27 protein-coding genes and 1 pseudogene are annotated in these 25,288 nt (G+C 63.0%); 16 read left to right on the top strand and 12 right to left on the bottom strand.

Annotated features, from left to right (window positions below; all coding sequences use genetic code 11):
• Position 1 precedes the first annotated feature (1 nt).
• On the top strand, positions 2 to 805 hold the full coding sequence (locus AC3EMP_RS03945; protein WP_352510733.1) for an ATP-binding cassette domain-containing protein: 804 nt from the start codon (positions 2 to 4) through the stop codon (positions 803 to 805).
• A 233-nt stretch (positions 806 to 1,038) separates the two neighbouring features.
• On the opposite strand, the gene AC3EMP_RS03940 is transcribed toward AC3EMP_RS03945, so the two are convergent.
• Complete coding sequence (locus AC3EMP_RS03940) at positions 1,039 to 1,224, bottom strand: hypothetical protein (RefSeq protein WP_023710328.1); 186 nt, start codon at positions 1,222 to 1,224, stop codon at positions 1,039 to 1,041.
• Between the two features lie 310 nt (positions 1,225 to 1,534).
• On the opposite strand from AC3EMP_RS03940, the gene AC3EMP_RS03935 reads away from it, so the two are divergent.
• The 4 genes from AC3EMP_RS03935 to AC3EMP_RS03920 all read left to right on the top strand — a co-directional run bounded on the left by AC3EMP_RS03935 (position 1,535) and on the right by AC3EMP_RS03920 (position 4,799).
• Positions 1,535 to 1,894, top strand: a complete 360-nt coding sequence (locus AC3EMP_RS03935; protein WP_023672096.1) for a septal ring lytic transglycosylase RlpA family protein — start codon at positions 1,535 to 1,537, stop codon at positions 1,892 to 1,894.
• A gap of 252 nt (positions 1,895 to 2,146) precedes the next feature.
• Positions 2,147 to 3,424 (top strand): polyhydroxyalkanoate depolymerase, encoded by a 1,278-nt coding sequence (locus tag AC3EMP_RS03930; RefSeq protein WP_023672097.1) that lies wholly within the window; start codon positions 2,147 to 2,149, stop codon positions 3,422 to 3,424.
• Positions 3,425 to 3,616: 192 nt separating this feature from the next.
• The gene (locus tag AC3EMP_RS03925) at positions 3,617 to 4,234 is read left to right on the top strand and encodes a transglutaminase-like cysteine peptidase (RefSeq protein ID WP_023706944.1); all 618 of its coding nucleotides are present in this window, start codon (positions 3,617 to 3,619) and stop codon (positions 4,232 to 4,234) included.
• Positions 4,235 to 4,592: 358 nt separating this feature from the next.
• The gene (locus tag AC3EMP_RS03920) at positions 4,593 to 4,799 is read left to right on the top strand and encodes a hypothetical protein (RefSeq protein WP_023672099.1); all 207 of its coding nucleotides are present in this window, start codon (positions 4,593 to 4,595) and stop codon (positions 4,797 to 4,799) included.
• 95 nt (positions 4,800 to 4,894) lie between these two features.
• Here AC3EMP_RS03920 and AC3EMP_RS03915 read toward each other — a convergent pair whose 3' ends face one another.
• The 4 genes from AC3EMP_RS03915 to AC3EMP_RS03900 form a co-directional block, all read right to left on the bottom strand.
• On the bottom strand, positions 4,895 to 5,263 hold the full coding sequence (locus tag AC3EMP_RS03915) for a helix-turn-helix domain-containing protein (RefSeq protein ID WP_023672100.1): 369 nt from the start codon (positions 5,261 to 5,263) through the stop codon (positions 4,895 to 4,897).
• Entirely contained in the window at positions 5,263 to 5,781 is a 519-nt protein-coding gene (locus AC3EMP_RS03910) for a Smr/MutS family protein (protein WP_352710473.1), read from the bottom strand. The genes AC3EMP_RS03915 and AC3EMP_RS03910 overlap by 1 nt, the downstream gene beginning before the upstream one ends.
• Positions 5,778 to 6,878 carry a murein transglycosylase A gene (gene mltA / locus AC3EMP_RS03905; protein ID WP_488494723.1) on the bottom strand — a complete coding sequence of 367 codons (1,101 nt, stop codon included), beginning with the start codon at positions 6,876 to 6,878 and terminating at the stop codon, positions 5,778 to 5,780. The genes AC3EMP_RS03910 and mltA overlap by 4 nt, the downstream gene beginning before the upstream one ends.
• 79 nt (positions 6,879 to 6,957) lie before the next feature.
• Positions 6,958 to 7,662: a Tim44/TimA family putative adaptor protein gene (locus AC3EMP_RS03900; protein ID WP_023672103.1), complete on the bottom strand. Its 705-nt coding sequence runs from the start codon at positions 7,660 to 7,662 to the stop codon at positions 6,958 to 6,960.
• Positions 7,663 to 7,858: 196 nt separating this feature from the next.
• On the opposite strand from AC3EMP_RS03900, the gene AC3EMP_RS03895 reads away from it, so the two are divergent.
• Positions 7,859 to 8,359, top strand: coding sequence for an FxsA family protein (locus AC3EMP_RS03895; protein WP_023747432.1), 501 nt, complete (start codon positions 7,859 to 7,861; stop codon positions 8,357 to 8,359).
• A 142-nt stretch (positions 8,360 to 8,501) separates the two neighbouring features.
• The gene (secB, locus tag AC3EMP_RS03890; protein WP_023672105.1) at positions 8,502 to 9,002 is read left to right on the top strand and encodes a protein-export chaperone SecB; all 501 of its coding nucleotides are present in this window, start codon (positions 8,502 to 8,504) and stop codon (positions 9,000 to 9,002) included.
• A 263-nt stretch (positions 9,003 to 9,265) separates the two neighbouring features.
• Here secB and dnaQ read toward each other — a convergent pair whose 3' ends face one another.
• From dnaQ to AC3EMP_RS03865, 5 genes are all read right to left on the bottom strand, one after another.
• Complete coding sequence (gene dnaQ / locus AC3EMP_RS03885; RefSeq protein ID WP_352710471.1) at positions 9,266 to 9,970, bottom strand: DNA polymerase III subunit epsilon; 705 nt, start codon at positions 9,968 to 9,970, stop codon at positions 9,266 to 9,268.
• Between the two features lie 124 nt (positions 9,971 to 10,094).
• Entirely contained in the window at positions 10,095 to 10,679 is a 585-nt protein-coding gene (gene coaE, locus AC3EMP_RS03880; RefSeq protein WP_352710717.1) for a dephospho-CoA kinase, read from the bottom strand.
• A 27-nt stretch (positions 10,680 to 10,706) separates the two neighbouring features.
• Positions 10,707 to 11,534, bottom strand: a complete 828-nt coding sequence (locus AC3EMP_RS03875) for a shikimate dehydrogenase (RefSeq protein WP_352710469.1) — start codon at positions 11,532 to 11,534, stop codon at positions 10,707 to 10,709.
• The gene (locus AC3EMP_RS03870) at positions 11,527 to 12,126 is read right to left on the bottom strand and encodes a Maf-like protein (protein WP_023685039.1); all 600 of its coding nucleotides are present in this window, start codon (positions 12,124 to 12,126) and stop codon (positions 11,527 to 11,529) included. The genes AC3EMP_RS03875 and AC3EMP_RS03870 overlap by 8 nt, the downstream gene beginning before the upstream one ends.
• Positions 12,127 to 12,184: 58 nt before the next feature.
• On the bottom strand, positions 12,185 to 13,123 hold the full coding sequence (locus AC3EMP_RS03865) for a pyruvate, water dikinase regulatory protein (protein WP_460221915.1): 939 nt from the start codon (positions 13,121 to 13,123) through the stop codon (positions 12,185 to 12,187).
• Positions 13,124 to 13,406: 283 nt separating this feature from the next.
• Here AC3EMP_RS03865 and hemE point away from each other — a divergent pair, with 283 nt between their 5' ends.
• From hemE to yddG, 4 genes are all read left to right on the top strand, one after another.
• Complete coding sequence (hemE, locus tag AC3EMP_RS03860; RefSeq protein ID WP_352710466.1) at positions 13,407 to 14,438, top strand: uroporphyrinogen decarboxylase; 1,032 nt, start codon at positions 13,407 to 13,409, stop codon at positions 14,436 to 14,438.
• Positions 14,438 to 14,980 carry a protoporphyrinogen oxidase HemJ gene (gene hemJ, locus AC3EMP_RS03855; RefSeq protein WP_352710464.1) on the top strand — a complete coding sequence of 181 codons (543 nt, stop codon included), beginning with the start codon at positions 14,438 to 14,440 and terminating at the stop codon, positions 14,978 to 14,980. The genes hemE and hemJ overlap by 1 nt, the downstream gene beginning before the upstream one ends.
• Before the next feature lie 163 nt (positions 14,981 to 15,143).
• On the top strand, positions 15,144 to 16,409 hold the full coding sequence (gene rho / locus AC3EMP_RS03850; RefSeq protein ID WP_023672113.1) for a transcription termination factor Rho: 1,266 nt from the start codon (positions 15,144 to 15,146) through the stop codon (positions 16,407 to 16,409).
• A 170-nt stretch (positions 16,410 to 16,579) separates the two neighbouring features.
• Positions 16,580 to 17,533 (top strand): aromatic amino acid exporter YddG, encoded by a 954-nt coding sequence (yddG, locus tag AC3EMP_RS03845; protein WP_352710462.1) that lies wholly within the window; start codon positions 16,580 to 16,582, stop codon positions 17,531 to 17,533.
• A gap of 247 nt (positions 17,534 to 17,780) precedes the next feature.
• On the opposite strand, the pseudogene AC3EMP_RS03840 reads toward yddG, so the two are convergent.
• A pseudogene (locus AC3EMP_RS03840) lies at positions 17,781 to 17,905 on the bottom strand (DUF255 domain-containing protein); the annotation flags it as partial.
• A 36-nt stretch (positions 17,906 to 17,941) separates the two neighbouring features.
• Here AC3EMP_RS03840 and mnmE point away from each other — a divergent pair.
• From mnmE to AC3EMP_RS03815, 5 genes are all read left to right on the top strand, one after another.
• A complete protein-coding gene (mnmE, locus tag AC3EMP_RS03835; RefSeq protein WP_352710460.1) occupies positions 17,942 to 19,264 on the top strand; it encodes a tRNA uridine-5-carboxymethylaminomethyl(34) synthesis GTPase MnmE in 1,323 nt (440 codons plus the stop codon).
• Positions 19,265 to 19,596: 332 nt separating this feature from the next.
• Positions 19,597 to 21,471 (top strand): tRNA uridine-5-carboxymethylaminomethyl(34) synthesis enzyme MnmG, encoded by a 1,875-nt coding sequence (gene mnmG, locus AC3EMP_RS03830; RefSeq protein WP_352710458.1) that lies wholly within the window; start codon positions 19,597 to 19,599, stop codon positions 21,469 to 21,471.
• Positions 21,468 to 22,100: a 16S rRNA (guanine(527)-N(7))-methyltransferase RsmG gene (rsmG, locus tag AC3EMP_RS03825; protein ID WP_031197487.1), complete on the top strand. Its 633-nt coding sequence runs from the start codon at positions 21,468 to 21,470 to the stop codon at positions 22,098 to 22,100. The genes mnmG and rsmG overlap by 4 nt, the downstream gene beginning before the upstream one ends.
• A 65-nt stretch (positions 22,101 to 22,165) precedes the next feature.
• On the top strand, positions 22,166 to 22,963 hold the full coding sequence (locus AC3EMP_RS03820) for a ParA family protein (protein WP_023726720.1): 798 nt from the start codon (positions 22,166 to 22,168) through the stop codon (positions 22,961 to 22,963).
• Positions 22,964 to 23,024: 61 nt separating this feature from the next.
• Positions 23,025 to 23,912, top strand: a complete 888-nt coding sequence (locus AC3EMP_RS03815; protein WP_023805865.1) for a ParB/RepB/Spo0J family partition protein — start codon at positions 23,025 to 23,027, stop codon at positions 23,910 to 23,912.
• A gap of 273 nt (positions 23,913 to 24,185) precedes the next feature.
• On the opposite strand, the gene holA is transcribed toward AC3EMP_RS03815, so the two are convergent.
• A complete protein-coding gene (gene holA / locus AC3EMP_RS03810) occupies positions 24,186 to 25,229 on the bottom strand; it encodes a DNA polymerase III subunit delta (RefSeq protein WP_488494585.1) in 1,044 nt (347 codons plus the stop codon).
• Positions 25,230 to 25,288 lie beyond the last annotated feature (59 nt).

Below are 25,288 nucleotides of genomic sequence, written 5' to 3'. Positions count from 1 at the left end.
GATGCCAACCGCCAGCCTGACCGCCATCCGTTCCTTCGTCGCCGCGCCGGAACCGTCACGGCCGGAGGAGGCCGTCGAAAGGCAGCGCGCCTTTGCCTTCAAGGGCATGGAAAAGCGCTTTGGCGACAAGGTCGTGCTCGACTGCATCGATCTCGACGTGCCGGTCGGGCAGTTCGTTGCCGTCATCGGCAAGAGCGGCTGCGGCAAGAGCACGCTTTTGCGGCTGCTGGCCGGGCTCGACCGGCCGACGGAAGGATCGCTGACATTCGGGCCGGAAGCCAAGGCCGGCGCCGGCGAAGAGAGCCGCTTCATGTTCCAGGAGCCGCGGCTGTTGCCCTGGGCCAGCGTGGTGAAAAACGTCGAGGTCGGGCTGACCGGGCTTGCCACCGGTGCGGAAGCCAGGCGGCGCGCGCTCGCCATCCTGGGTGAAGTCGGCCTCGCCGACCGCGCCGACGAATGGCCCTCGGTGCTGTCGGGCGGCCAGAAGCAGCGCGTGGCGCTGGCGCGTGCACTGATCGGACAGCCAAAGATTCTGGCGCTCGACGAGCCGCTCGGCGCACTCGATGCGCTGACCCGCATCGAAATGCAGCAGCTTCTGGAACGCATCTGGCTGGAGCAAAAATTCACCGCCGTGCTGGTCACGCATGACGTCGCCGAGGCGGTTGCGCTCGCCGACCGGGTGGTGGTGATCGACGAGGGCCGCATCGCGCTCGATCTCGACGTGTCGGTGGCGCGGCCGCGCCGGCGCGGTTCGGTCGAGCTTGCCAGGCTGGAGGGAAGGATTCTGGATCAGCTGTTCGGGTAGTGCTGTCGCGGGCAGGGCATTCTATCCGAGCCGGATAGATAGGTAACAGAATGGACCGGCAATATGGGGTGGCTGTTTTCTTGCTCGCCGGGTTGTGCCTGTTTGCGACTGCGGGTTTGACCAGCGCCTTCCCCCACTCCGTCTTTCCTCTCCCCCGTCGATCGGGGGAGAGGTGTCGAGCGAAGCTCGACGGAGTGGGGGTCGATCTGTGTGGGTCGATTTTTCGTCGCAACTCACCCCCGCGAACGGCTCGCCCATACCAGCCCGGCGAAACCGACCAGCATGGTCACGATGCCGATATAGAGCCATTGCGACTGGCCGGTCATGAAACTGCCGCCGACCACGCCAATGCCCTGCAGCGACCACAGCGCGCCAATGGCGAGCACGATCAGCGCCAGCAGATATCTGAACAGTCTCATCGCCAAGATTCCTTTCCGAAGTCGATCGTCAACTGCGCCATGACCGTGATGACAGAGCGAAAGGACGGCGCCCAATCGCGCTCTCTTCTACTTGTACTATAACGTCCTGCCTTGCTCACGGAATCTGTGAAACAGCTCGCAATATCGCCGGAGATACGGCTGCGCCACACGAAAGACGCCTGACAAACTGTTTCCCAGCGACTCCAAACGTGTGCCGGTGCCACGGAACTGCCCGATGCTTGCCGCATTTCCTGCCTTATTCGACACTTAACGGCTGGGGTCTGTCGAAAACGGAGCCAATCCCCCCAACATGAAGAAAACAAACCAGACCGCGCTTGTCGCGGTAACGATCGCGGCTGGCCTAATGGTCGGTGCATCCGCCTCCTCCGCCGCTGGCCAGTGCGGCCGCGCCTCCTGGTACGCACTGCATTCCAGGACCGCCAATGGCGAACGCATGAACCCGTCGGCGCTGACCGCCGCGCACCGCAGCCTGCCTTTCGGCACCAAGTTGAAAGTGACCAACCAGAATAATGGCCGCAGCGTCATCGTGCGCATCAACGACCGCGGCCCGTTCATCAAAGGGCGCGTGCTCGATCTGTCCAAGGGCGCCGCCGGCCAACTCGGCTTCATCGGCTCCGGCCATACCTCGGTGTGCATGGCGCGCGTCTAGATCTGTCCAAGTCCGGCCCGATCGGGCCGGACACATCCTGCCCCGTTGTCCAACAGCCTTGCGTTTTGCAGTGCACATTGAGCCGGCTGCACCCGCCCAACGCGGTTTCTCAATGCCTTGGACGAAAGATTGGCATATGTCACGCCACGTGACGTATTGCATCGCAGCAATATCTTGTTAACCTCCGCGCGAGACATTCAAGGCTCGGCGCTGTCCGTCGTCCCTTCGGTCACGGCAGCTGCGGAGTACCTGATGTTCTACCAGCTCTACGAAATGAACCATGCCGCCCTGCAGCCCGCGCGGCTTTATGCCGATGCAGTGCGGCTGTTCTACACCAACCCGCTCAATCCGTTTTCGCATACGCCGTGGGGCCGCTCGGTCGCCGCCACGGCCGAACTGTTCGAGCGCACGACGCGCCGCTACAGCAAGCCGCATTTCGGCCTGAGCAAGACCGTGGTCGACTGGAAGAGCGTCGAGGTCAGCGAAAAGACCGTGTGGTCGCGGCCGTTCTGCAATCTCACCCGCTTCGAGCGGTCGGTGCCCGCCGGGCGCAAGGCCGACCCCAAGCTTCTCATTGTGGCGCCGATGTCGGGCCATTATGCGACGCTGCTGCGCGGCACGGTCGAGGCGATGCTGCCCTATGCCGACGTGCACATCACCGACTGGGTCGATGCCCGCATGGTTCCGGTGACCGACGGCCATTTCGACCTCGACGATTATATCGACTACATCATCGACATGCTGCATGCGCTGGGGCCGGACACCCATGTGATGGCGGTGTGCCAGCCTTCGGTGCCGGTGCTGGCGGCGGTGGCGCTGATGGAAAAGCGCGGCGATCCCTTCGTGCCCTCGACCATGACCTTGATGGGCGGGCCGATCGACACCCGCCGCAATCCGACCGCGGTCAATCTGCTGGCCAAGGAAAAGGGCATCGACTGGTTCCGCGACAACGTCATCATGCACGCGCCCTGGCCGGTGCCGGGCTTCGGCCGCGAAGTCTATCCGGGCTTCCTGCAGCTGTCGGGCTTCATGAGCATGAACCTCGACCGCCACATCACCGCCCACAAGGACTTCTTCATGCATCTGGTCAAGCATGACGGCGACAATGCCGAGAAGCACCGCGATTTCTACGACGAATATCTGGCGGTGATGGACCTGACGGCGGAATTCTATCTGCAGACCGTCGACACGGTGTTCGTGCGCCATGCGCTGCCCAAGGGCGAGATGACGCATCGCGGCGAGGTGGTCGACACCAAGGCGATCCGCAATGTCGCGCTGTTCACGGTCGAAGGCGAGAACGACGACATTTCCGGTCTCGGCCAGACCCAGGCCGCCCACGATCTCTGCCCCAACATCCCGGCTGACCGGCATGCGCATTACATGCAGCCGGCCGTCGGCCATTACGGCGTCTTCAACGGGTCGCGATTCCGCTCGGAAATCGTGCCGCGCATCGTCGATTTCATCACCAGCTACGGCCGCCAGAACAGGGTTGCGGTGAAACCAAGGCTGGTCCGCTCCGCCAAAAGCTGAGGCTCGATCCGGCTGCAGCGTGCATTGCCCGCAAAAGCGGGGCGATTTTGCGCGCCACAGGCGTTCTGTTGCACAATAGACGCTGTTGGGCGGGCGCGGGTAACCATGCCGAAGAATCTGGCTCCCCTTATAATTGACACGGAGTGTAAATCCCCTTTAACCTTTCGTTAAGAACAAGGGCGAACGGGGACAATGACTTCCTCACCGATGGCACGGACGCTGCGCTTGTGGGCGGCAGCAGGGCTGGCGATCTCTGTGTGCTGGGCAGTGCCGGCACTTGCAGGCGGCGCCATGGCGACGGGCGGCATGACCTCGCAGCCGATCGGCCACTATGATTTCTGTAAAACCCAGCCCGGCGAATGCTCGATCCGGCCGAGCAACCTCAACCCCGCCGCGATGACCGACGCCTTCATGCGCAAGCTGATCAACGTGACGTCAAGGGTCAACGCCGCCGTCAAGCCGATGAGCGACTACGACATCTATGGCAAGGACGAGGTCTGGGCCTATCCCGACAAGGGCGTCGGCGATTGCGAAGACTATGTGCTGGAAAAGCGCCGCCAGCTCTCGCGCTCTGGCGTGTCGCTGGCCGATCTCTTGATCACCGTCGTGCGCAAGCCGGACGGCGAAGGCCATGCCGTGCTGACCGTGCGCACCGACAAGGGCGACTACGTCCTCGACAATCTGACCGACAAGGTGAAGATCTGGGACGCCACCGGCTATCGCTTCCTCAAGCGGCAGGCCATCGACAACACCGGCCGCTGGGTCTCGATCCGCGGCGGCCAGCAGGTACTGGTCGGCGCGGTTCAGTAAGGACACGACGCTTTCGAACGAGCGGGATATCGGCCCGCGCGCCATCTTCAGGATGAGTCAGCGCCGCCCCTCATTGCCCTGCCGGGCATTTCTGCCCGTATAATGACGGGGAGAAAGACACCCTCATCAATAATTTCGACAATGGTCAACGCTGCGGAATAGGTGCCGGCGCAGCGGCTATCTCCCTTCTCCCCGTCACTACGGGGAGAAGGTGCCGGCAGGCGGATGAGGGCAGCGCTGCCCTCGAAATCTTATCTCTCGAAACGCCTCCTCAAAAAATTTCGCTACCTGCGTGAACCAAACCGTCTCCAGCGGCGACACACAGCCGTAAACAGAAACCCAACCATGGAGACTTCAAATGACTGCTTTCCTGCGTAATGCTTTCCTCGCCGCCATCGCGGTATCGTCCCTGGCCGGATCCGCTATGGCCGACCAGACCGGCTGCGCCAAGAACAACCAGTGGGGCAATCGCTGTTGCGATCTCACCTCGGACTGCCTGGGTGGCGGTCGCGGCGGCGATCATGACAGCACTGGCGGCCGTGGCGGCCAGGCCGGCGCGAAGTAATCTCACCATATGCCCGCTGGCTAACGGCCGGCGGGCATCGCCTTCAGGATGAAATGCCGGCGCTATTGATGAGCATTCGTGGCCTTGGCGCCGCCCTACTTACGCCGCTCCAGTGCCGCCCGGATCGAGCCGGTGATGCGGGCAAGCTCGGCTTCGTCCAGCTTCTCGATGTTTTCGGCCAGGAGATTGGCCAACTCGGTGGCGGCAGGACTGAGGCCGGACGTATCGAGTCTCACCCGCGGATGTGAGGCCTCGGCCAGACGCGCCAGCTCTTCGGCATCGTCCCAGATGACGTTGAAATAGCCGATGATCTTCTGGATCAGCGTCCAGGTCGGCGCGCCGCGGCGGCCATGTTCCAGCGCCGACAGATAGGCGGCGCTGACTCCGATCGCCTGCGCCATGTCCTTCTGGCGCAAGCCGCGCTCGGCTCGAAGCGCCCGCAGTTTTTCGCCGAACGGCGTCATCAGCGGGTTCGCCTGAGCCGAACGTAGAGCGCGCCCGAACCGCCGTGGTTGCGGGCGGCGTGATCGTGGCTGGAGACCAGCGGCCGGAAGGCAGGCGTCGACAGCCAGGCAGGCACGGCGCGCCGCAAGACGCCGTCGCCGCCCGACGACGACCCTTTTCCCGTGATGACGAGGACATAGCGGATGCCGCCGGCATGGGCCCGGTGCAGGAACGAAAACAGCAGCGAATAGGCCTCGTCCTGGGTCATGCCATGCAGATCGACGCGGCCTTCGATCGGCAGCCGGCCTTTCCTAAGCTTGTCCAGCGTCGGTTCGTCCAGCGCATGCGAAACATGCTGCGCCTTCGGCTTGGCGGCGAGGACCGGACCGACAGCGACCGGCGTCTGTGCCGGCTTGGGGTCGACGACGATGTCGGGAATGTCGACCGCCATTCTGCCCTTCAGCGGCCGCGCCGTGCGCGCCACCAGGTTCCACAGCACCCGGTCGTCTTCATTGAGTTTATCGGGGCGCTTGCTCATCGATTCGATTCCGAAACGAGAGCGCGTGGAACCAAGGCATAGAAATCGGCCGCGTTGCGAACGACGCCGGCGATCTCGCCGGCCGCATCGCCGGAGCCGGCGAACAGATCGCCCCGCGCCGGTCCGGTGATGGCCGAGCCGGTGTCCTGCGCAATCATCAGCCGCCGGAACGGTTTTCCGTCGAAGGCGGTCAGCGACGGAGCGTCGATGTAGAAGGGGGTACCGAATGTGTGCAGCAGCCGGTCGACCGCGAGCGAACGGCCGGGCGTCAACGGCACCTTGGCGGCGGCGACCGGACCGAGTGCGGCATCGTCGACATCGGCTTCGCGAAAGAAGATGTAGGAGCGGTTCTGCCAGAGGATCTCGTCGACGCGATCCGGATGCGCCCTGAACCAGGCGCGGATAGACTGCATCGTCACTTTTTCCAGTGGGATTTCGCCGAGTTCGGCGAGAATCTTCCCCGGACCGCTGAAACGTTGGCCGGATTTGGCGGCGTAGGTGACGCGGCAAAGCCGGCCGTCCGTCATTTTCAGCCTGGCCGCACCTTGCACATGGATGAAGAAGACGTCGACCTTGTCGGCAAGCCAGGCGATTTCCAGGCCTTGGCCGGCCAGCGCGCCTCTCTCGATCTCACTGCGGTCGAAATACTCCACCAGGCCCCGCGGCGTGTCGCGGGCGAAGGCGAGATAGTCGTCCATGCCCTTGGGGCGGTTGGCGTCATCGATGTCGACGAGGTCGGCCGGTCGCGCCAGAAGCGGCACGGTGAATTCATCCGTGCGCACTGGTGAGGCCTCGGCCTCGGGCTCGTAGAAGCCGGTGACCAGGCCGAGGTTTTCGGATCGAAACTGGACTGGGGCGAAATGGCGCTCGAAAAAAGCCTTGGCCGCCGACCAATTCGCCGGCGAAACGGTGCGCGCCTCGTCATAAGCGCCGGCAAACGCGTCGAACCGGACGCCCAACGAACCGGTGCGGTAGGGCTTGTTCAGGACATGAAAGGCCGAACGGCGGAAGGCTTCGAAAGCGGGCAGATGGTCATCGGAATTCCAACCGGGAAGATCATCGAAGGACTTTTCCACGAAAAGCGGCGAGAGCGACACCTCAGCCTCGCCACTGCCCATGTTTGCCTGCATGTCGCTATCCCAAAAAAGCTGCCCGCACCGGGCGACATGCATAGGCTCAGTCTTCTTCCTCGGTGGCGACCAGCTTCCAGTTCGGATCGCGCGAGCGTGTGTCGCGGGCGAAGGTCCAGACATCCTTGACCTCGGCCACCGTCTCGGGATCGCCGTCGATGACGGCACCCGCCTTGTCGCGGGTCGCCGAAATCAGTTCGCTCACGATGCGCAGCGTGATGTGGGCCTCGCCGCCCTTCATCTCGGCCGAGACGATGTCGGCCTTGTCGATGCCGACGAAGGAGGACTGGATCTTTTCGGCTTTCGCCTCGCGGTCGCCAATCGCGGCAACGAAGCCGTCAAAAACCTCGCGCGACAACAGGTTCTTCAGCGTTTTTCGGTCGCCATCGGCATAGGCCATGACAATCATCTCGTAGGCCATCTTGGCGCCGTCGACGAAGACTTTGGGGTCGAAGGAGGGATCATTATCCTTGATCGCGCGCAGGCCCTTGTTGAGGTCGGTGTCGGGCTTGGCGAAGGCATCGATGGCCGCGTAGGTCTCGGCAGCCGTCTCGCCCGGCATGCGCTTGCGTGGCAGCGAAACCACGTTTTCGGGCTTCTGGGTCGCGTCCTTCTCGGTGCGGCTGGCCGTGTACGGATCGAAGGGCGGGCGCTCGCTGCCCGTGCGGCGGCCAAGCACGTTGCGCAGCTGGAAAAAGATCACCACCGCCGCAATCAGAAAGAAAATGGTGCCGAAGTCGAAGAATCCCATATCTTTCGCCAATCAATCCCTGACCTGGCCGGGACCGCCAGCCAATCGGGCGGCGGTCGCATGGCGTTAAACATGCAAAGCATATAGAACGCATGGCGCAATCATTCAAATCAAAGGCAGGCATACCTATCTAACGGCCTCAGTGCCAGCGGCGATTATGCGCCGCCCGGCAAACATGGAAACGATCGGTCAAGATTTGCGCATTTCCTTCCTTCCTCTGTTCCTGCTTGCGCTGCCGCTGCTGGAAATCGCCGGTTTCGTCATTGTCGGCCGCGAGGTCGGGGCGCTGGCGACGGTCGGTCTGGTGCTGGCTTCAAGCATTGCCGGCGTGCTTCTGCTCCGGCACCAGGGTTTTGGCGTCATGGCGCGGGTCCGCGCCGAGATGGCCGGCGGCGGCGACCCCAGCCGCCAGCTCGCGCATGGCGCCATGATCGTGGTCGCCGCCATCCTGTTGATCATCCCCGGCTTCATTACCGATATTATCGGCCTGCTGCTGTTCCTGCCGCCGGTACGCGACCTTGCCTGGCGCAGGCTCAAGGGCCGCATCGTCGTCGCGACCGATTTCACCGCCGGCGGTTTTCGCCGCAGGTCGCGCGACAAGGTCATCGACCTCGACGACGGCGACTATTCGCGCGAGGACGATTTCAAGCGCGGTCCCGACCATAACTCGCCGTGGCGCCGCCTGAAGGACGACTGAACGTCGCCTTGAGGACGACTGAGGCTACATCGACCCCTTCGGCCTGAAGGCGGCAAACCTTGTCTTGTCATGCCGACCATGCTAGCCAACGCCCGATTTCAATTCGGTCAGCGCTGCTGTCCAGGCAAAAGGAACAAGGCTCATGGCCAGCAAAGATGACGCGCCGGTCGGCGCCGCCAACGGCAACGGCGAAACGGCGCAGCCGTCGCTCAACGTGCTTGCCCAGTATGTGAAGGACCTGTCCTTCGAAAGCCCCGGCGCGCCGAACTCGCTGCGCGGCCGCGACAAGGCCCCAGGCATTGCGATCAACGTCAATGTCAATGCCAACCCGCTCTCCGACAAGCAGTTCGACGTCAATCTGACCTTGAACGCCAAGGCGTCCTTCGACCAGGAAGTGCTGTTCAATGTCGAACTGGTCTATGGCGGCGTATTCGCCATCGCCGGCTTCCCGCAGGAACACATGCTGCCGATCCTGTTCATCGAATGCCCGCGGCTTTTGTTCCCGTTCGCCCGCCAGATCATCGCCGAAGCCACCCGCAATGGCGGCTTCCCGCCCCTGATGCTCGACCCGATCGATTTCGCCCAGATGTTCCAGCAGAAGCTGGCCGAGGACCAGGCGGCATCGAAGGTCAAGGTGAGCTGAAGGCAAGCGTCACGCGCATGAGTTGAAAGCCCGGCTTCGTGCCGGGCTTTTTGTATACTGAGATGCTGGCGGGACAGCACCCCCCTCTGCCTTGCCAGGCATCTCCCCCTCAAGGGGGGAGATTGGCCGTCATCGCGACCTTCGCCAACTTTAGACGTTGCAGGAATGGGCTGGAGCGGCGAAGCTGCTGATCTCCCCCCTTGAGGGGGAGATGGCCGGCAGGCCAGAGAGGGGTGTGACGGAACGCTACCTCCGCGATCCGTTCACCCCGCCGCCACCTTCAGCCACAGCGCCTTTTCGCCCAGCGTCGCCACCAGCCCCGCATGCGCCGCTCGCTCGCCCTCGGTCAGGCGCGGCGGCAGGGCGATTGGCCTGGCGGCGATCGAGATGTCGATGTCGGCAACGTCGCCATTGCTGTTGAGCTGCACCACGACCGCGTCGAGGACAAGTGCGGCCTGCTTGCCGCCGATGAGTTCGATGTAGACTTCGGCCAGGAGCTCGGAATCGAGCAGCGCGCCGTGCTTGGTGCGGTGGCCGTTGTCGATGCCGTAGCGACGGCAGAGCGCGTCGAGCGAATTGGGTCCCATAGGGTGCTTGCGCCGCGCCAGCGCCAGCGTGTCAACGACGCGCCCGGTGTCTATGGCCGGCTGGCCGAGCCGCCCGAATTCCGTGTTGAGGAAGCCGATGTCGAAATTGGCGTTGTGGGCGACGAGCTTGGCGCCGTCGGTGAAGGCGAGCCATTCCTCGGCGATTTCGGCAAAGGTCGGCTTGCCGACGAGGTCGGCGGCGCTGATGCCGTGCACGGTTTGCGCCTCGACATGGACGGCGCGCCCCTGCGGATTGATGAATTTGTGGAAGGTGCGGCCTGTCGGGAAGCGGTTGACCAGCTCGACGCCACCAAGCTCGATGATGCGGTCGTCGCGCATGTCGAGTCCGGTGGTTTCGGTATCGAAAATGATCTCACGCATAGAATCAACCCACTCCTGGAGGAGTAGAATCATGGAGCGGAACAAAATGGCAATCGGTAATGCGACAGCCTGCCGTCAGGAGCCTGATGGGCGCGACTTATCCCCCAGGAGTTAGCAGGCAAGCTCAGCGTCCTGAGAGCTCGGCAATGATCGCGCCGACCGCGGCGCGGGCGGCGTCCATGCCTTCACCGGTGTCGATGACGAAATCGGCCTGCCGGCGTTTTTCGGCATCGGGCACCTGCTTGGCCAGGATGGCCGCCAGCTTTTCCTCGCTCATGTCAGGACGCGCCAGCACACGGGCGCGCTGGATATCGGCCGGCGCGGTGACGACGACGACCTTGTCGACACGGTTGCGGCCGCCGGTTTCGAACAGCAGCGGTATGTCGAGCACGCCGAGCGGCGCGCCGGCGGCGCGGTGCCTTGCCAGAAAGGCATCGGCATCGGCCCGCACCAGCGGATGGACGATCGCCTCCAATGTCTTCAGCGCAGCAGCGTTGCCGAGCACGCGGCGCGCCAACTCGGTGCGATCGACCGAACCGGCAATCACGGTGCCGGGAAAGGCCGCCTCGACGAGAGGTGCTGCCTTGCCGGCATAGAGGCGATGTACGGTCGCGTCGGAATCATGCACCGGCACGCCGGCGTCGACGAACATTTTCGCCGTCGTCGACTTGCCCATGCCGATCGACCCGGTGAGGCCAAGCACGATCATCATTTGGCGCCCATCATTTGCGACCCATCATTTGGCGAGGATGTCGGCGACGATCATCTGTCGCAACTCAGGCGTGACCTGCGGCATCTTGCCGAACCAGCGTTCGAAACCGGGCACAGCCTGGTGCAACAGCATGCCGAGCCCGTCGACCGTCTTCAAATTTCTCGTGCGGGCAGCGGCAAGCAGCGGTGTTTCCAGCGGCACATAGACGATGTCTGCGACAATGGCGTGAGCTGGCAGGCCGGCCGGATCGGCGGCCAGCGTCGCATCGCCATGCATGCCAAGTGCCGTCGTGTTGATCAGCAAGCCGGCATCGCCAAGCAAGTCGCCGACCGCGCCATGCGCCGAGACGCCGGCCCCGAAGCGGTCGGCGAGTTCTTGCGCCCGCGCCAATGTGCGGTTGACGATGCGGATATCTTTGATGCCGCGCACTTTAAGCGCGTGGATGACCGCGCGCGACGCGCCACCGGCGCCGAGCACCACGGCCGGAGCGTTTCTCTCCCAGCCCGGGGCATGCTCGTCGAGATTGCCGGCAAAGCCGATCCAGTCCGAATTGCCGCCCCACAGCACGCCGTCGTCCAGCCACAGCATGTTGACCGCGCCGATCATCTCCGCCGCCTCGTCGCGGCGCTCGACCCGGGCAAAGGCGACTTCCTTGTGTGGAATGGTGACGTTGCCGCCCTGATAGCCATTGGCCTGGAGGGAAGAGAGGAACTCGGGAAAATCGGCCGGCGCGACATCGATCGCATGATAGCTGCCGTCGATGCCGTATGTGTTCAGCCAATAGCCGTGGATCTTCGGCGAGCGCGAATGCGCGATTGGATGGCCGGTGACGAAAGCTTTTTTCTCAACCATCGATGGCTCCGAGCGCACGCAATTCCGCCAGCACCGGTAACAGCGGCAGGCCGACAATGGTGAAATAATCGCCTTCGATCTTTTCGAACAGCTGGATGCCTTCGCCCTCGATCTGGTAGGCGCCGACGCTCGACAACGCCTTGGCGCCGACGCGGGCCAGGTGCCGGCCGACGAAGGCCGGATCGAGCTTGCGCATGGTAAGGCTGGCGATGCCGACGTGACGCCACAGCACCTTGCCGTTGCGGCAGAGCACGGCGGCGCTGTTCAGCTGATGCGTCTTGCCCGACAGCGCCAGCAGATGGCGGCGGGCGCCTTCCATGTCGGCCGGCTTGTGGAACACTTCATCTCCCAGTGACAAAGTCTGGTCACAGCCGAGCACCAGGGCGCCCGGTCTGCGTTCGCTGACCTCGGTCGCCTTGGCTTCGGCGAGTATCAGGGCGACATCTTCCGGCGACACACCGCTGTCCTGCAACGGCGCCTCGAGCGCACGCTCGTCGACATCGGCAGGCACCGCTTCGATGCCGAGCCCGGCATTGATGAGCATTGCTTTGCGGAACGGGCTGCCGGAGGCGAGGATGATTTTTTCGGTCATGGGTTCTGGGCCTGGTCGATAGTGGTTGATTGGGGCAGGAGGTCGCGTTGCCATCCCATCATCTATTCTTCCCCCGCAGGGCAACAATGGCTGCCGCGGTCTCTTCGATCGAACGGCGGCTGACGTCTATCATCGGCCAATTGTGGCGGGTGCAGATCTGGCGGGCATAGGCGAGCTCTTCGGCGATCGAGGCACGGTCGACATAATCGGTCGCTTCGTAGGTGCTGCTGTTGCCGAGCACGCGGTTCTGCCGGACATGCGAGATGCGTTCGGCGGTGGCGATCAGCCCGACGATCAGCGGCTTGGTGGCAGCGACCAGGCTTTCGGGCACCGGCACGCCGAGCACGATCGGGATGTTGGCGGTCTTGATGCCGCGGTTGGCGAGATAGATGCTGGTCGGCGTCTTCGATGTCCTGGAAATGCCGATCAGCACGACATCGGCGTCGTCCATGTTGAGCGGCAGCTGGCCGTCATCATGCTCCATCGTAAAATTGAGTGCGTCGATACGGTGGAAATAATCGGCATCGAGCACATGCTGGGCGCCGACGCGGCGGCCGGCCGGCGTGCCGAGATAGGACTGGAACACGGTGAGGACCGGCTCCAGCACCGAAACGCAGGGCAGCCCCATGGCGGCGCAGCGCTCGTCAATACCGCGCGCCAGCTTCTGGTCGACGACGGTGTAGAGGATGATGCCCGGTTCCTCTTCTATGTCCTCGAAGACTTTCGCCACCTGCTTTTCGGTGCGGATGAGCGGATAGATATGCTCGATGGCGCGCGCATCCTTGTATTGCGCCGAGGCGGCTCGGCCGGCCGCCAGCAGCGTCTCGCCGGTGGCGTCGGAAATCAGGTGCAGGTGAAAGAAGCTCTGGGGTTTGTTCACAGGGGGCGCCTCAGGCTGTGGGCTTGTGTGGATAAACCGGGGCCGCAAAGGCGACCGGCTGGAGGCGACTGTATCAGAAGGCCAGTTGTCCACAATTCGATGCGCTGTCAGCTTCACTGTGCGGTTGGGGACAAATCTGGGGACGGGCGTTTTTGCCAGCGCTTCATCCACAGAGGCGGTTTTTCAGCGGCTACGCCAAACCATTGACTCCAGTGATGGAATCCTGGTCATCCACACTCATTGCCAATCCCGCGGAAGAAACACGCGACAAAATGCTGGCTGGCCTTTTCCAAGGCAAAGCGGGACAGGTGACAACCACCGATACCAACAGACTCTTAGAATCAGAAGATTCTAGAAATAGACTATTTAATTATAGAGAAGGCAGGGAAGAGAGCGCTCAATGCCCGAGAACCGCATCGTGCTGGACGTGCTGAGAGGCGAGGCAGTGTTTCCGCCGCCGCTCTGGATGATGCGCCAGGCCGGGCGCTATTTGCCGGAGTACCGCGAGACCAGAAAGCGCGCCGGGTCCTTTCTCGATCTTTGCTACAATCCTGATCTGGCTGTCGAAGTGACGCTGCAGCCGATCGAGCGCTTCGGCTTCGATGCCTCGATCCTGTTCTCGGACATTCTGGTCGTGCCGAATGCGCTGGGACGCGATGTCCGCTTCGAGGAGGGCCGCGGGCCGCTGCTGACGCCAATCACTGCAGCTGAGATTTCGGCTCTCAACAGTGAAACGTTTCACGTGAATCTCGAACCGGTCTACGAGACGGTTCGCCGGCTGCGGGCAAGATTGCCTGACGAGACCACGCTGATCGGCTTCTGCGGCGCGCCGTGGACGGTGGCGACCTACATGATCGCTGGCCACGGCACACCCGACCAAGCGCCGGCGCGGCTGTTTGCCTATCGCGAACCGACGGCCTTCAAGCATCTCCTGAAAGTGCTCGCCGATCACTCCGCGGCCTATTTGATCCGCCAGATCGAAGCCGGTGCCGACGTGGTGCAGATTTTCGATTCCTGGTCCGGCGTGCTTGATGATGCGTCTTTCGAGCAGTTCTGCGTGCAACCGGTGGCGGAGATCGTCAGGCAAGTTCGTGCGGTTCATCGCGATGTTCCGATCATAGGCTTTCCCAAGGGCGCCGGCGCCCGCTACGAGACCTATCGTGAGAAGACCGGGGTGACGGGGCTGGGGATCGACTGGACCGTGCCCCTGTCGGCTGCGAACGAACTGCAGCATTCAGGGGCGGTCCAGGGCAATCTCGATCCCTTGCGGCTCGTGGCTGGCGGCAAAGCCCTGTCGGACGGCGTCGATGCGATCCTCAAGGCGCTGGGCGACGGACCGCTGATCTTCAATCTCGGCCATGGCATCACGCCGGAGACGCCGGTGGCACATGTCGAGGCGATGGTGAAGCAGGTGCGGAGCGCGACACGCTGATGGCTCAATCGGATAATACGGGCGGCAACAGCACTCGTGGGGCGATGATGCGCATGACCATCGGCATCGGAGTGCTGGTTGTTCTCACCGCACTTTTGTTTTTCTTTGCGCCTGAGGGTTTCTATCCCTGGGCGAAGGCAATCCATATCCTGGCCGTCATCTCTTGGATGGCCGGCATGCTCTATCTGCCGCGATTGCTGGTCTACCACGCCGACGCAGAGAAGGGGTCCGTCCAATCGGAGACCTTCAAGGTGATGGAGCGGCGTCTGCTGCGCGGCATCATCAATCCGGCGATGATCGTCACCTGGGTGTTCGGGCTTTGGCTTGCCTGGAAAGTGTTTGGCTTTCACGGCGGCTGGCTGCACGCCAAGATGGGCTTGGTGCTGTTGCTGTCGGGCGTGCATGGCTATCTGGCCGGTGCTGTCAGGAAATTCGCCGAGGACCGCAATGAAAAAACGGCGCGGCACTGGCGAATCGTCAACGAGATCCCCACATTGCTGATGATCGCCATCGTCATCCTGGTTGTCGTCAAGCCGTTCTAGGCCCATTTCGGTCGACAAAACGCAGCTTGCTCTTTCCCCCGACCGACGATAAAAGACGGGTCTTCCTTCCCGTCATGCGCCGCCCTTGATTGCTTTCGGCCGCGCCCGGCATTTATCGCATCCAGCCGATATATTTTCCCCAAAGCAGATTCAGAGTCCGTCTATGCAAGAAATGAAACTCGCAGAGTTCAAGAACAAGAAGCCGCCAGAGCTGATCGCCTATGCCGAATCGCTCGAAGTGGAAAACGCCAGCGTCATGCGCAAGCAGGAACTGATGTTTGCCATCCTGAAGAAACTGGCCGCCCAGGACGTCGAGATCATCGGCGACGGTGTGGTCGAGTTGCTGCAGGACGGTTTCGGCTTCCTGCGCTCAGCCAACGCCAATTATCTGCCGGGTCCCGACGATATCTACATCTCGCCCTCGCAGATCCGCCGCTTCTCCTTGAAGACCGGCGATACCGTCGAAGGGCCGATCCGCAGCCCAAAAGAGGGCGAGCGCTATTTCGCCCTTCTCAAGGTCAACACGATCAATTTCGACGATCCCGAAAAGATCCGTCACAAGATCCATTTCGACAATCTGACGCCGCTCTATCCGACCAAGCGGCTGAAGATGGAGATCGACAATCCGACCGGCAAGGACATCTCGTCGCGGGTGATCGACCTGGTGGCGCCGATCGGCAAGGGACAGCGCGCGCTCATCAACGCGCAGCCGCGTACCGGTAAAACGGTGCTGATGCAGAATATCGCCCACTCGATCACGGCCAATCATCCGGAATGCTATCTGATCGTACTTCTGATCGACGAACGGCCAGAAGAAGTGACCGACATGCAGCGTTCGGTGAAGGGCGAGGTCGTGTCCTCTACCTTTGACGAACCGGCGGTGCGCCACGTCCAGGTCGCCGAAATGGTCATCGAAAAGGCCAAGCGCCTGGTCGAGCATGGCCGCGACGTCGTTATTCTGCTCGATTCGATCACCCGCCTCGGCCGTGCCTACAACACCGTTGTGCCGTCCTCCGGCAAGGTGCTGACCGGCGGTGTCGACGCCAACGCGCTGCAGCGGCCGAAGCGCTTCTTCGGCGCGGCCCGCAACATCGAGGAAGGCGGCTCGCTGACCATCATCGCCACCGCGCTGATCGACACCGGCAGCCGCATGGACGAAGTCATCTTCGAAGAGTTCAAGGGCACCGGCAACTGCGAAATCCAGCTCGACCGCAAGGTCGCCGACAAGCGCATCTACCCGGCCATGGACATTTTGAAGTCAGGCACCCGCAAGGAGGACCTGCTGGTCTCCAAGCAGGATCTGCAGAAGATCTTCGTCCTGCGCCGCATCCTGGCGCCGATGGGAACCACCGACGCGATCGAGTTCCTGATCGACAAGCTGAAGCAGACCAAGACCAACGCCGATTTCTTCGATTCAATGAACACGTAAGCAGTTTCACTGGATCATCGGTCATGCATGAAACCCCGTTCCGGGAAACCGGGACGGGGTTTTTCATTGCGGGGGCAAACAGGTCGCATTTCCGACAGGGCGTGGCCTTGGGCGGCAATTTCCATCGCTGTCGTCATGCGAGTAATCCCGTCTGGAAGATCGGAGGCCGCATGAAGAAAACAATCCCGACCCTGATCGGCTTGTCGGCCATCCTGACATGGTCGTTCCTGGCGCTGCTTTCGACTGCGGCTGGACCGATTCCGCCCTTTCAGCTGGCGGCGATGACGTTTCTGCTTGGCGGGTTGATCGGCGCGTCGAGCTGGCTTGTCCGTCCGGCGGCGATCAAGTCGCTGCGCCAGCCGTGGCAGGTCTGGGCGCTCGGCACAGCGGGGCTGTGCATCTATCACTGCGCCTATTTCTTCGCCATCCACTCGGCGCCGCCGGTCGAGGTCAGCCTGATCGCCTATCTCTGGCCGTTGCTGATCGTCGTCTTTGCCGCCTTCCTGCCTGGAGAAAAGCTTAGGGCCCATCACATCGCCGGCGTCGTGCTCGGCCTTGCCGGCGCCATTGTGGTGATCACCAAGGGCGGCACGATCGGACTGGCCAATGGTGTGATGAAGGGGCATGTCATCGCGCTGTTCTGCGCTTTCATCTGGGCCGGCTATTCGGTTTTATCGCGCCGCTTTGGCAAGGTGCCGACCGATGTCGTCGCCGGTTACTGCTTCATCACGGCTGCGGTCGCCTTGGTGCTGCACCTGACGCTTGAGGCTACCGTCTGGCCACAGACGGCGACGCAGTGGAGCGCCATCGTCATCTTGGGCGTAATACCGCTAGGCGCCGGCTTTTACGCCTGGGACTATGGCTGCAAGCACGGCGACATCATGATCCTCGGCGCCCTCTCCTACGCGGCGCCCCTCTTCTCGGTCATCGTGCTTCTGCTGGCAGGCTTTGGTGTGTTTCACTGGTCGGTGGCTGTTGCTTGCATCCTGATCACGGTCGGAGCGGTGGTCGCGGCCAAGGATTTGCTGTTCGCGCCGCGGCCGCTATCCATTGATGTGACGCGGCTTCCTTCGGCCTTGGACGGAAACACGGTTCCTACGGATCCGGCCCCACGGGCAGGATAGCCGGTACATAGCTCCGGTCTGCCGGTCTGCGGCCGGATGCCACTGGCCAATGTTAAGTCGATTCGCATCCGTTCCGATCGCGGAGACGATCGGCGTGACGCGGGTCGGGATTTCCGATTCGCAACCGGAACGAGGCTTGCCTCATGGGGAGATGGGCTCCAGCTTCACGGTTCCGGCCAGGAACAGGCATTAACGATGCCGGCCTGCCGTAGGGCTTGCTGGCCCGCCCAGAACTGCTTGGCGTCGGACCCGCCTGCTCGCACATGGATGACCAGGCGGCTATACAGATTTGGTAATGTCCGGCCGCTCCTCGCGATCGACCTTGATATTGACGAACAGCCGGTTCATGACGGCCGCGACACTGTGGGATTGTCGACCGGACAGCTAGGCGACCGGTGAGAAGGGCAAATGATTTCAGGCGATTCGATCGTTGCGCTTTCCAGCGGGCGCCTGCCCGCCGGCATCGCTGTCATCCGCATTTCCGGACCGAAGACTCGATTCGTCGTCGAAACGGTTGCCGGTGGTAAGGTCAAGGACCGGGTTGCAACCCTGCGCAAGCTCCGAACGGTGGACGGTTCGCTTATCGACAACGGCCTGGTGCTGTTTTTTCCTGGGCCGAACAGTTTTACCGGCGAGGATGTCGCCGAGTTCCACGTCCATGGCGGCCGCGCCGTGGCCGGCAAGATGCTGGAGATCATTGCCGGGTTTGACGGCGTGCGTCATGCGGAACCTGGTGAATTTACGCGCCGGGCTCTTCTCAACGGCAAGCTGGATCTGGTTGAGACGGAGGCGTTGGCCGATCTGGTCAATGCCGAAACCGAAGCGCAGCGGCGCTTTGCCGTGCAGAATGCCGAAGGAGTGCAAAGCGAACTCTATCTTGGCTGGCGCCGTCGGCTGATCCATGCACGGGCGATGATCGAGGCGGAAATCGACTTCGCCGACGAAGACGACGTGCCCGGTTCGGTTTCGGACACGGTCTGGTCCGATGTGCGCGCAATGGTGGGCGAGATCGGCCGGCATGTCGATGGCTTCCATGCCGCCGAGATCATCCGTGACGGGTTTGAGGTTGTCATCCTCGGTGCACCGAACGCCGGAAAATCCAGCCTGTTCAACGCGCTGGCCAGGCGTGAGGCGGCGATTGTTACCGACGAGCCCGGCACGACGCGGGACTTGCTCGAAGTGGTGCTGGATCTCCACGGAGTGCGGGTCAGGGTAACCGACACCGCGGGCCTGCGCGAGTCGCCCGGCAAGATCGAAGCGATCGGCATCGAAAAGGCGCGGGCCAAGGCGCACACGGCTGACCTGGTGCTGTTGCTGGAAGATCTGGCGGACCCTACTGCGATCGGCAACATGCCTGTCGAGGCCCCGGCTTTGAGAATCGGCACCAAGGTCGATCTCTTGAAAGGTTCGCCGCGATCAGAGGCGTATGATGCGTTGATATCGACGGTGGACGGCACTGGTTTGGCTGAACTGCTGGCTGAGATCGGCAGGCGCGCCGCGGCTGCTATCGGCGACGCCGGGGACATCCTGCCGTCTCGGTTGCGGTATGTGGAGCTGCTCAATGAGACCAGGCGCTTTCTGATCTCGGCTTTGTCGGGGCAAGAGTGCGGCCAGGAGCTGCGGGCGGAGGAGCTGCGTCTTGCGGCGGACCGGCTTGGCCGGATTGTCGGCGCGGTGGATGTCGAGGACCTGCTGGACGTGATCTTTTCGCAGTTTTGCATTGGGAAGTGACTCACGTGAAACAGGGGGGCGCGCTGTGTGAGTGACTCACGTGAAACACAGGGGGCCGCCCAAGTGCGTGTTTCACGTGAAATGAGACGGTTGGCAAAAGGGCAAGTGGCCGAAAGCCTGCACCGCCCCTCATTGTCCCCGTTCATGGGGAGAAGATGCCGGAAGGTAGATAAGGGGCAGCGCCAAACGAGGCTTCGCTGCTCCTATGACTCACGTGAAACACCTCTGCGACTTTCAGCACTCCGGTCCACGTGAACGAATCAACCTGCAATCCTTGACAGCGTCCTCTCGTGGGGACATGTGTCGGGAAATCTCTGAATCTGGAAGGGACAATGATCGATCGCTATGATGTGGTTGTGGTGGGCGGTGGTCATGCCGGGTGCGAGGCTGCGAGCGCTGCCGCGCGCGCCGGTGCCAGGACCGCGCTGATCACGCTGCGCTTCGACACGATCGGTGTCATGTCCTGCAATCCGGCGATCGGCGGCCTCGGGAAGGGCCATCTGGTGCGTGAGATCGACGCCATGGACGGGCTGATGGGCCGCATCGCCGATGCTGCCGGCATCCAATTCCGCCTGCTTAATCGCCGCAAAGGCCCTGCCGTGCGCGGGCCGCGCACGCAGGCCGACCGCAAGCTTTACCGGCTGGCCATGCAGGAAGCGATTCGGCAGCAGAACGGTCTCGACGTCGTCGAAGGCGAAGTCTTGGATTTCGAGATCGAAGAAGGACGGATCGCCGCTGTGCTCCTGGCCGACGGGCGCCGGTTGGCGTGCGGTGCAGTCGTCCTGACCACCGGCACTTTTCTTCGCGGCCTCATCCACATTGGCGACAGGAAGATTGTCGCCGGGCGGATGAACGAGCAAGCGAGCCTTGGCCTGTCGGCGACGATGAGCCGCGCCGGTTTCGCGCTTGGACGGCTGAAGACCGGCACGCCGCCGCGGCTCGATGGCCGCACCATCGACTGGGCGTCGCTGGAAAGCCAGGCGGCCGACGAACATCCAGTGCCGTTCTCGCTGCTCACCGACACAATCAAGAATCCGCAAATCCATTGCGGCATCACGCGTACGACACCGGCGACGCACGAGCTGATCCGCGCCAATCTCGGCCGCTCCGCCATGTATTCCGGCTCGATAGAGGGGGTCGGACCACGCTATTGCCCGTCGATCGAAGACAAGATCGTCAAGTTCGGCGATCGCGAAGGCCACCAGATTTTCCTGGAGCCGGAAGGGCTGGACGATGACACCGTCTACCCCAATGGCATCTCGACCTCCCTGCCCGAAGACGTCCAGCTCGACATTCTGAAGACGATCCCGGGCCTGGAACGCGCGACCATGCTGCAGCCCGGCTACGCCATCGAGTATGACCACGTCGATCCGCGCGAGCTCGAGCCGACGCTTGAGACCAAACGTATTGCGGGGCTTTTCCTCGCCGGTCAGATCAACGGCACCACCGGTTATGAAGAAGCCGGCGCGCAAGGCCTGCTCGCCGGGCTCAACGCCGCGCGCAAGGCGGCGGCCGACGACCAAATCGTGCTCAGCCGCACCGAAGCCTATATCGGTGTGATGGTCGACGACCTCACCAGCCGCGGCATTGCCGAGCCCTACCGCATGTTCACTTCGCGGGCGGAGTTTCGCCTATCGCTGCGCGCCGACAATGCCGATGAAAGGCTTACGCCGCTGGCAAATCGGCTTGGTATCGTGTCGCCGGAGCGGACGCAGCGGTTCAATCAAGTCACACAGGATCTTGATAGGGCGCGCGAACTCGCAGTTGCGACGACGATGACGCCCAACGAAGCGGCGCGGCATGGGCTGGAGATCAACAGGGACGGCGTGCGCCGCTCCGCTTATGAATTGCTCGCTCATCCCGGCGTCGATATCGCCTGGCTGGCCCGTGTTGCGCCGGCCTTTGGCGCAATCGACGTCAAAACCGCCGAGCGGCTCGAAACGGAAGCGAAATATTCGGTTTACCTTGATCGCCAGCAGGCGGATGTCGGACAGATCCGCCGCGAGGAAAGCCGGTTGATCCCGGCGTCGGTGGATTTCGCCGATGTTCCCGGCCTGTCCAATGAGCTGAAGCAGAAGATGCTAACGCGTCAGCCGCGTTCGATCGCTGACGCGCAGCGTATGGAAGGCATGACGCCGGCGGCGCTGGCCATCATCGTCGCGCACGTCCGCAACGCCGAGTCGGCCGCCCAAAGGGCCGTTGCGTGAGCTCTGCCTCATGGGCGAGCCTGCAAGAGGCTGCGGGACCGGTTTCACGTGAAACATTCGATCGCCTGGTGGCGTTCGAACAGCTGTTCCTGAAATGGAACCGAAGCATCAATCTGGCCGCGCCGTCGACGCTGGACGACGTCTGGGGCCGCCACATTCTGGATAGCGCGCAACTGGCGCGAATCGCACCGCAGGCCAAACGCTGGGCCGATCTCGGCTCGGGCGGCGGTTTTCCGGGCCTGGTGCTGGCCTTCCTGCTGGTCGAACGCGAAGGCGCGTCGATTGATCTGGTCGAGAGCAACCGCAAGAAAGCATCGTTTTTGCAGGCGGTCATTGGCCAGTTCGGTTTGCCGGCACGGGTCGTCGCCCGGCGCATCGACGACAGCTATGCGCTTGTTTCCGCACCGGAAATCATCACGGCGCGGGCGCTGGCCGCGCTGCCGGCGCTGCTTGACCTGTCGGCGCCATGGCTGACCAAGGGGTCACGTGCGCTTTTCCACAAAGGCCGGGATTACCGCTCCGAGGTGGAAGAAAGCACTCACCGCTGGGCTTTCGATCTGGTAGAACATCCTAGCATGACCGACGCCCATGGCGTCATCCTCGAAGTGACCGATCTGCGGACGGCGTAAGCTCTCCTTCGCAACCTTGGCGACGCAATGAATACCTGGCCCACATGAATACCTGGCACAGACCCATGAAAACCGGACCTCGCATCATCACCGTCGCCAACCAGAAGGGCGGCGTCGGCAAGACCACCACCGCCATCAATCTGGCCACGGCGCTGGCCGCGATCGGCGAAAAGGTGCTGATCGTCGATCTCGACCCGCAAGGCAATGCCTCGACGGGTCTCGGTATCGACCGCAAGGATCGCACCGTCTCCTCCTATGACGTGTTGACCGGCGAACTGGGCCTGGAAGAGGCGGCCATTTCGACGGCGGTGCCCGGCCTGTCGATCGTGCCGTCGACGCTCGATCTGCTCGGCATCGAGATGGAAATCGCCTCGGCGCCGGATCGCGTGCTTAAGCTGCGCAACGCGCTGCGCGCCGCCACCGAGCGCGGTGCGCCGTTCGGCTATGTGCTGATCGACTGCCCGCCCTCGCTCAACCTTTTGACGTTGAATTCAATGGCGGCAGCCGATTCTGTTCTTGTGCCGCTGCAGTGCGAGTTCTTCGCGCTGGAAGGGCTAAGCCAACTCCTGGAAACGGTGGAGCAGGTGCGCCGTTCGATCAATCCGGACCTGATCATCCAGGGCATCGTGCTGACCATGTATGACGGCCGCAACAACCTCGCCAACCAGGTGGTGCAGGACGTGCGGGCACACATGGGCGACAAGGTCTACGAGACGATCATTCCTAGGAATGTGCGGGTGTCCGAGGCGCCGTCCTACGGCAAGCCGGCAATCCTCTACGATCTCAAGTGCTCAGGCAGCCAGGCCTATCTGCAGCTGGCGTCCGAAGTGATCCGCCGCGAGCGTAAATTGCGCGCCGCATGATTAGGCAGGGTCGATAAACAAAGCGATCCGGCACCGAAACGATCAAGAATCTGGAATTGAGATGAGCGAAGACCTTTCGAGAAAGAGACTGGGGCGTGGACTGGCGGCGCTGATCGGCGAGATCGACCGCCCGGTGGCAGCCGAAAAGCCGGGCTTGAATGCGGACGGCAAGGTGCCGATAGAGTTCCTGAGCCCGAACCCGAAAAACCCGCGCCGGCACTTTGGCGACGCCGACCTGACCGATCTCGCCCAGTCGATCCGCGAACATGGCGTGGTGCAGCCGGTGGTGGCGCGGCCTTCGCCGACGCAGGCCGGGCGCTATGAGATCATCGCCGGCGAGCGACGCTGGCGCGCCGCGCAGCGCGCCGGGCTGACCGAGATTCCGATCATCGTGCGCGACGTCAACGACCGCACGGCGCTCGAACTGGCGATCATCGAGAACGTCCAGCGCACCGACCTCAATCCGGTCGAGGAGGCGCTCGGCTACCAGCAGTTGATCGACGATCACGGCTACACCCAGGCCGATCTCGGCAATGTCATCGGCAAGAGCCGCAGCCACGTCGCCAACACGCTGCGGCTGCTGAAGCTGCCCGACGTCATCCGAGACATGCTGGTCGACGGCGCGCTGTCAGCCGGTCACGCCCGCACGCTGGTCACGGCGCAGGATCCAGCTGGGCTCGCCAAGCAGATTGTCGAGGAGGGGCTTTCGGTGCGCCAGGCGGAAGCGCTGGCGCAGATGCCGGCGGGCGGCACGCCGCCCAAGGCAAAACCATCACACGGCGTATCGGGCAAGGATGCCGACACGCTGGCGCTGGAAAAGCTGATGACCAACACGATCGGCATGATCGTGACCATCGAGCACAAGGGCAAGGGCGGCGCGATCCGCGTGGACTACCGCAGTCTGGAGCAGCTCGACGAGCTATGCCGGCGGTTGAAGGACGAGCGGTAGAAAGTTGAGGTTGCGCCATATTTAGCCGGCGAATGAAGTTCTGGCTTAGGATGAAGAAAGAGCTTGGCGGTTGCCGGCCCTTGTTTTTATTGGCGATTGCCGAAGGGATCGAACTGCTGATCTCCCCCCTTGAGGGGGAGATGGCCGGCAGGCCAGAAGGGGTCGTCTCGCATCAAGCGCCGACCTCGTTTGTCGTTGCGAAAGGCGCCAGCGCTCCACGCGCCGCGACCCCCTCTGTCGCCTTTGGCGACATCTCCCCCTCAAGGGGGGAGATCACCGCTGCGCCAGCCTCGCGCTCTCCACCGCAATGCCGAGCAGCGCCTGCCGCGCCAGCGCTTCCGACAAATCCGGCCTGCGCCTGGTCTGCAGCACGGCCGATTGCAGCCGGTTCAGCGCGCGGCTGAGCGCCTCGACGTTCCAGCGCTCCAGCGCCTTCTCCACCAGCTTGCGCCGCGAGAAAAACACCGGCGGACGGGCGCCGGCCATGGCCGAGGCGGCGTTGCGGCCGGCGGTGTCCATCTGGCCGCGCATGATTTGAAGCTGCTGCAGCTGCCGCATCGCCGAGGACAGCACCAGGAAAGGATGGCCGCCGGACAGGCAGTGGCGGGTGAAGGCGGTGTCGAAGTCACCGATCCTGCCCTCCAGCACAGCATCGACCGCGTCGTCGAAGGAGGCGCCGGAGACGTCGCCGGACATCGCCCTTACGTCGTCGAGGCTGATGTCCTTCTGGCCGTGGGCATAAAGCACCAGTTTTTCGATCTCACCGCGCGAGGCCAGCCGGTCGCCGCCGAGATTGCGGCGCAGCGCCTGGCGTGCGTCGAGCGCCATCGACATGCCGGCCTTGCGCAACTCGTCGTCGATGACGCTGTCGATGTCGCGCGCTTCATCGGCATAGCATGGCAGCGCCATGGCGTTGTCGGCCGCCTCGACCACGGCGCGCAGCCCGACGCCTTTTTTCAGGTCGCCGGCCTCGATGAGAATGATCGCGTCGCGCGCGGGCTCCGCGGTCAGCGCCTTGACGTCCTCAGCCAGCGGCTTCTGGCCGCTGGCGTTGCGCACCCACAGAAGCCGCCGGTCGGAGAACATCGGCACGGTCCGGGCTTCGTCCAGCAGCCGGCCCTGGTCGCGATCGACCTCCGCGCCATCGAGCCGGACGACTGAGAACGGATCGTCGAGCGACAGGCCGGTTTTCGCGGCAAAGGCTTTGGCCCGCTCGGCGACCAAGCCGCGGTCGGGTCCGTAAAGCAGGACGATCGATATGCGCGCGTCCGGCTTCGCCAGCCACGAATTGACTTCGTATCCTTTTTTCTGCGCCATTAGCGGTGGTTAGCATGGGGAGAGGGCGGAGTGAACGTTCTCCAGAGAGTTCGAGACCC

The organism is Mesorhizobium sp. P160219 (assembly GCF_057786095.1).
The sequence above is the reverse complement of the archived record's forward strand: the minus strand, read 5'-3'. Positions and strand labels throughout refer to the sequence as shown.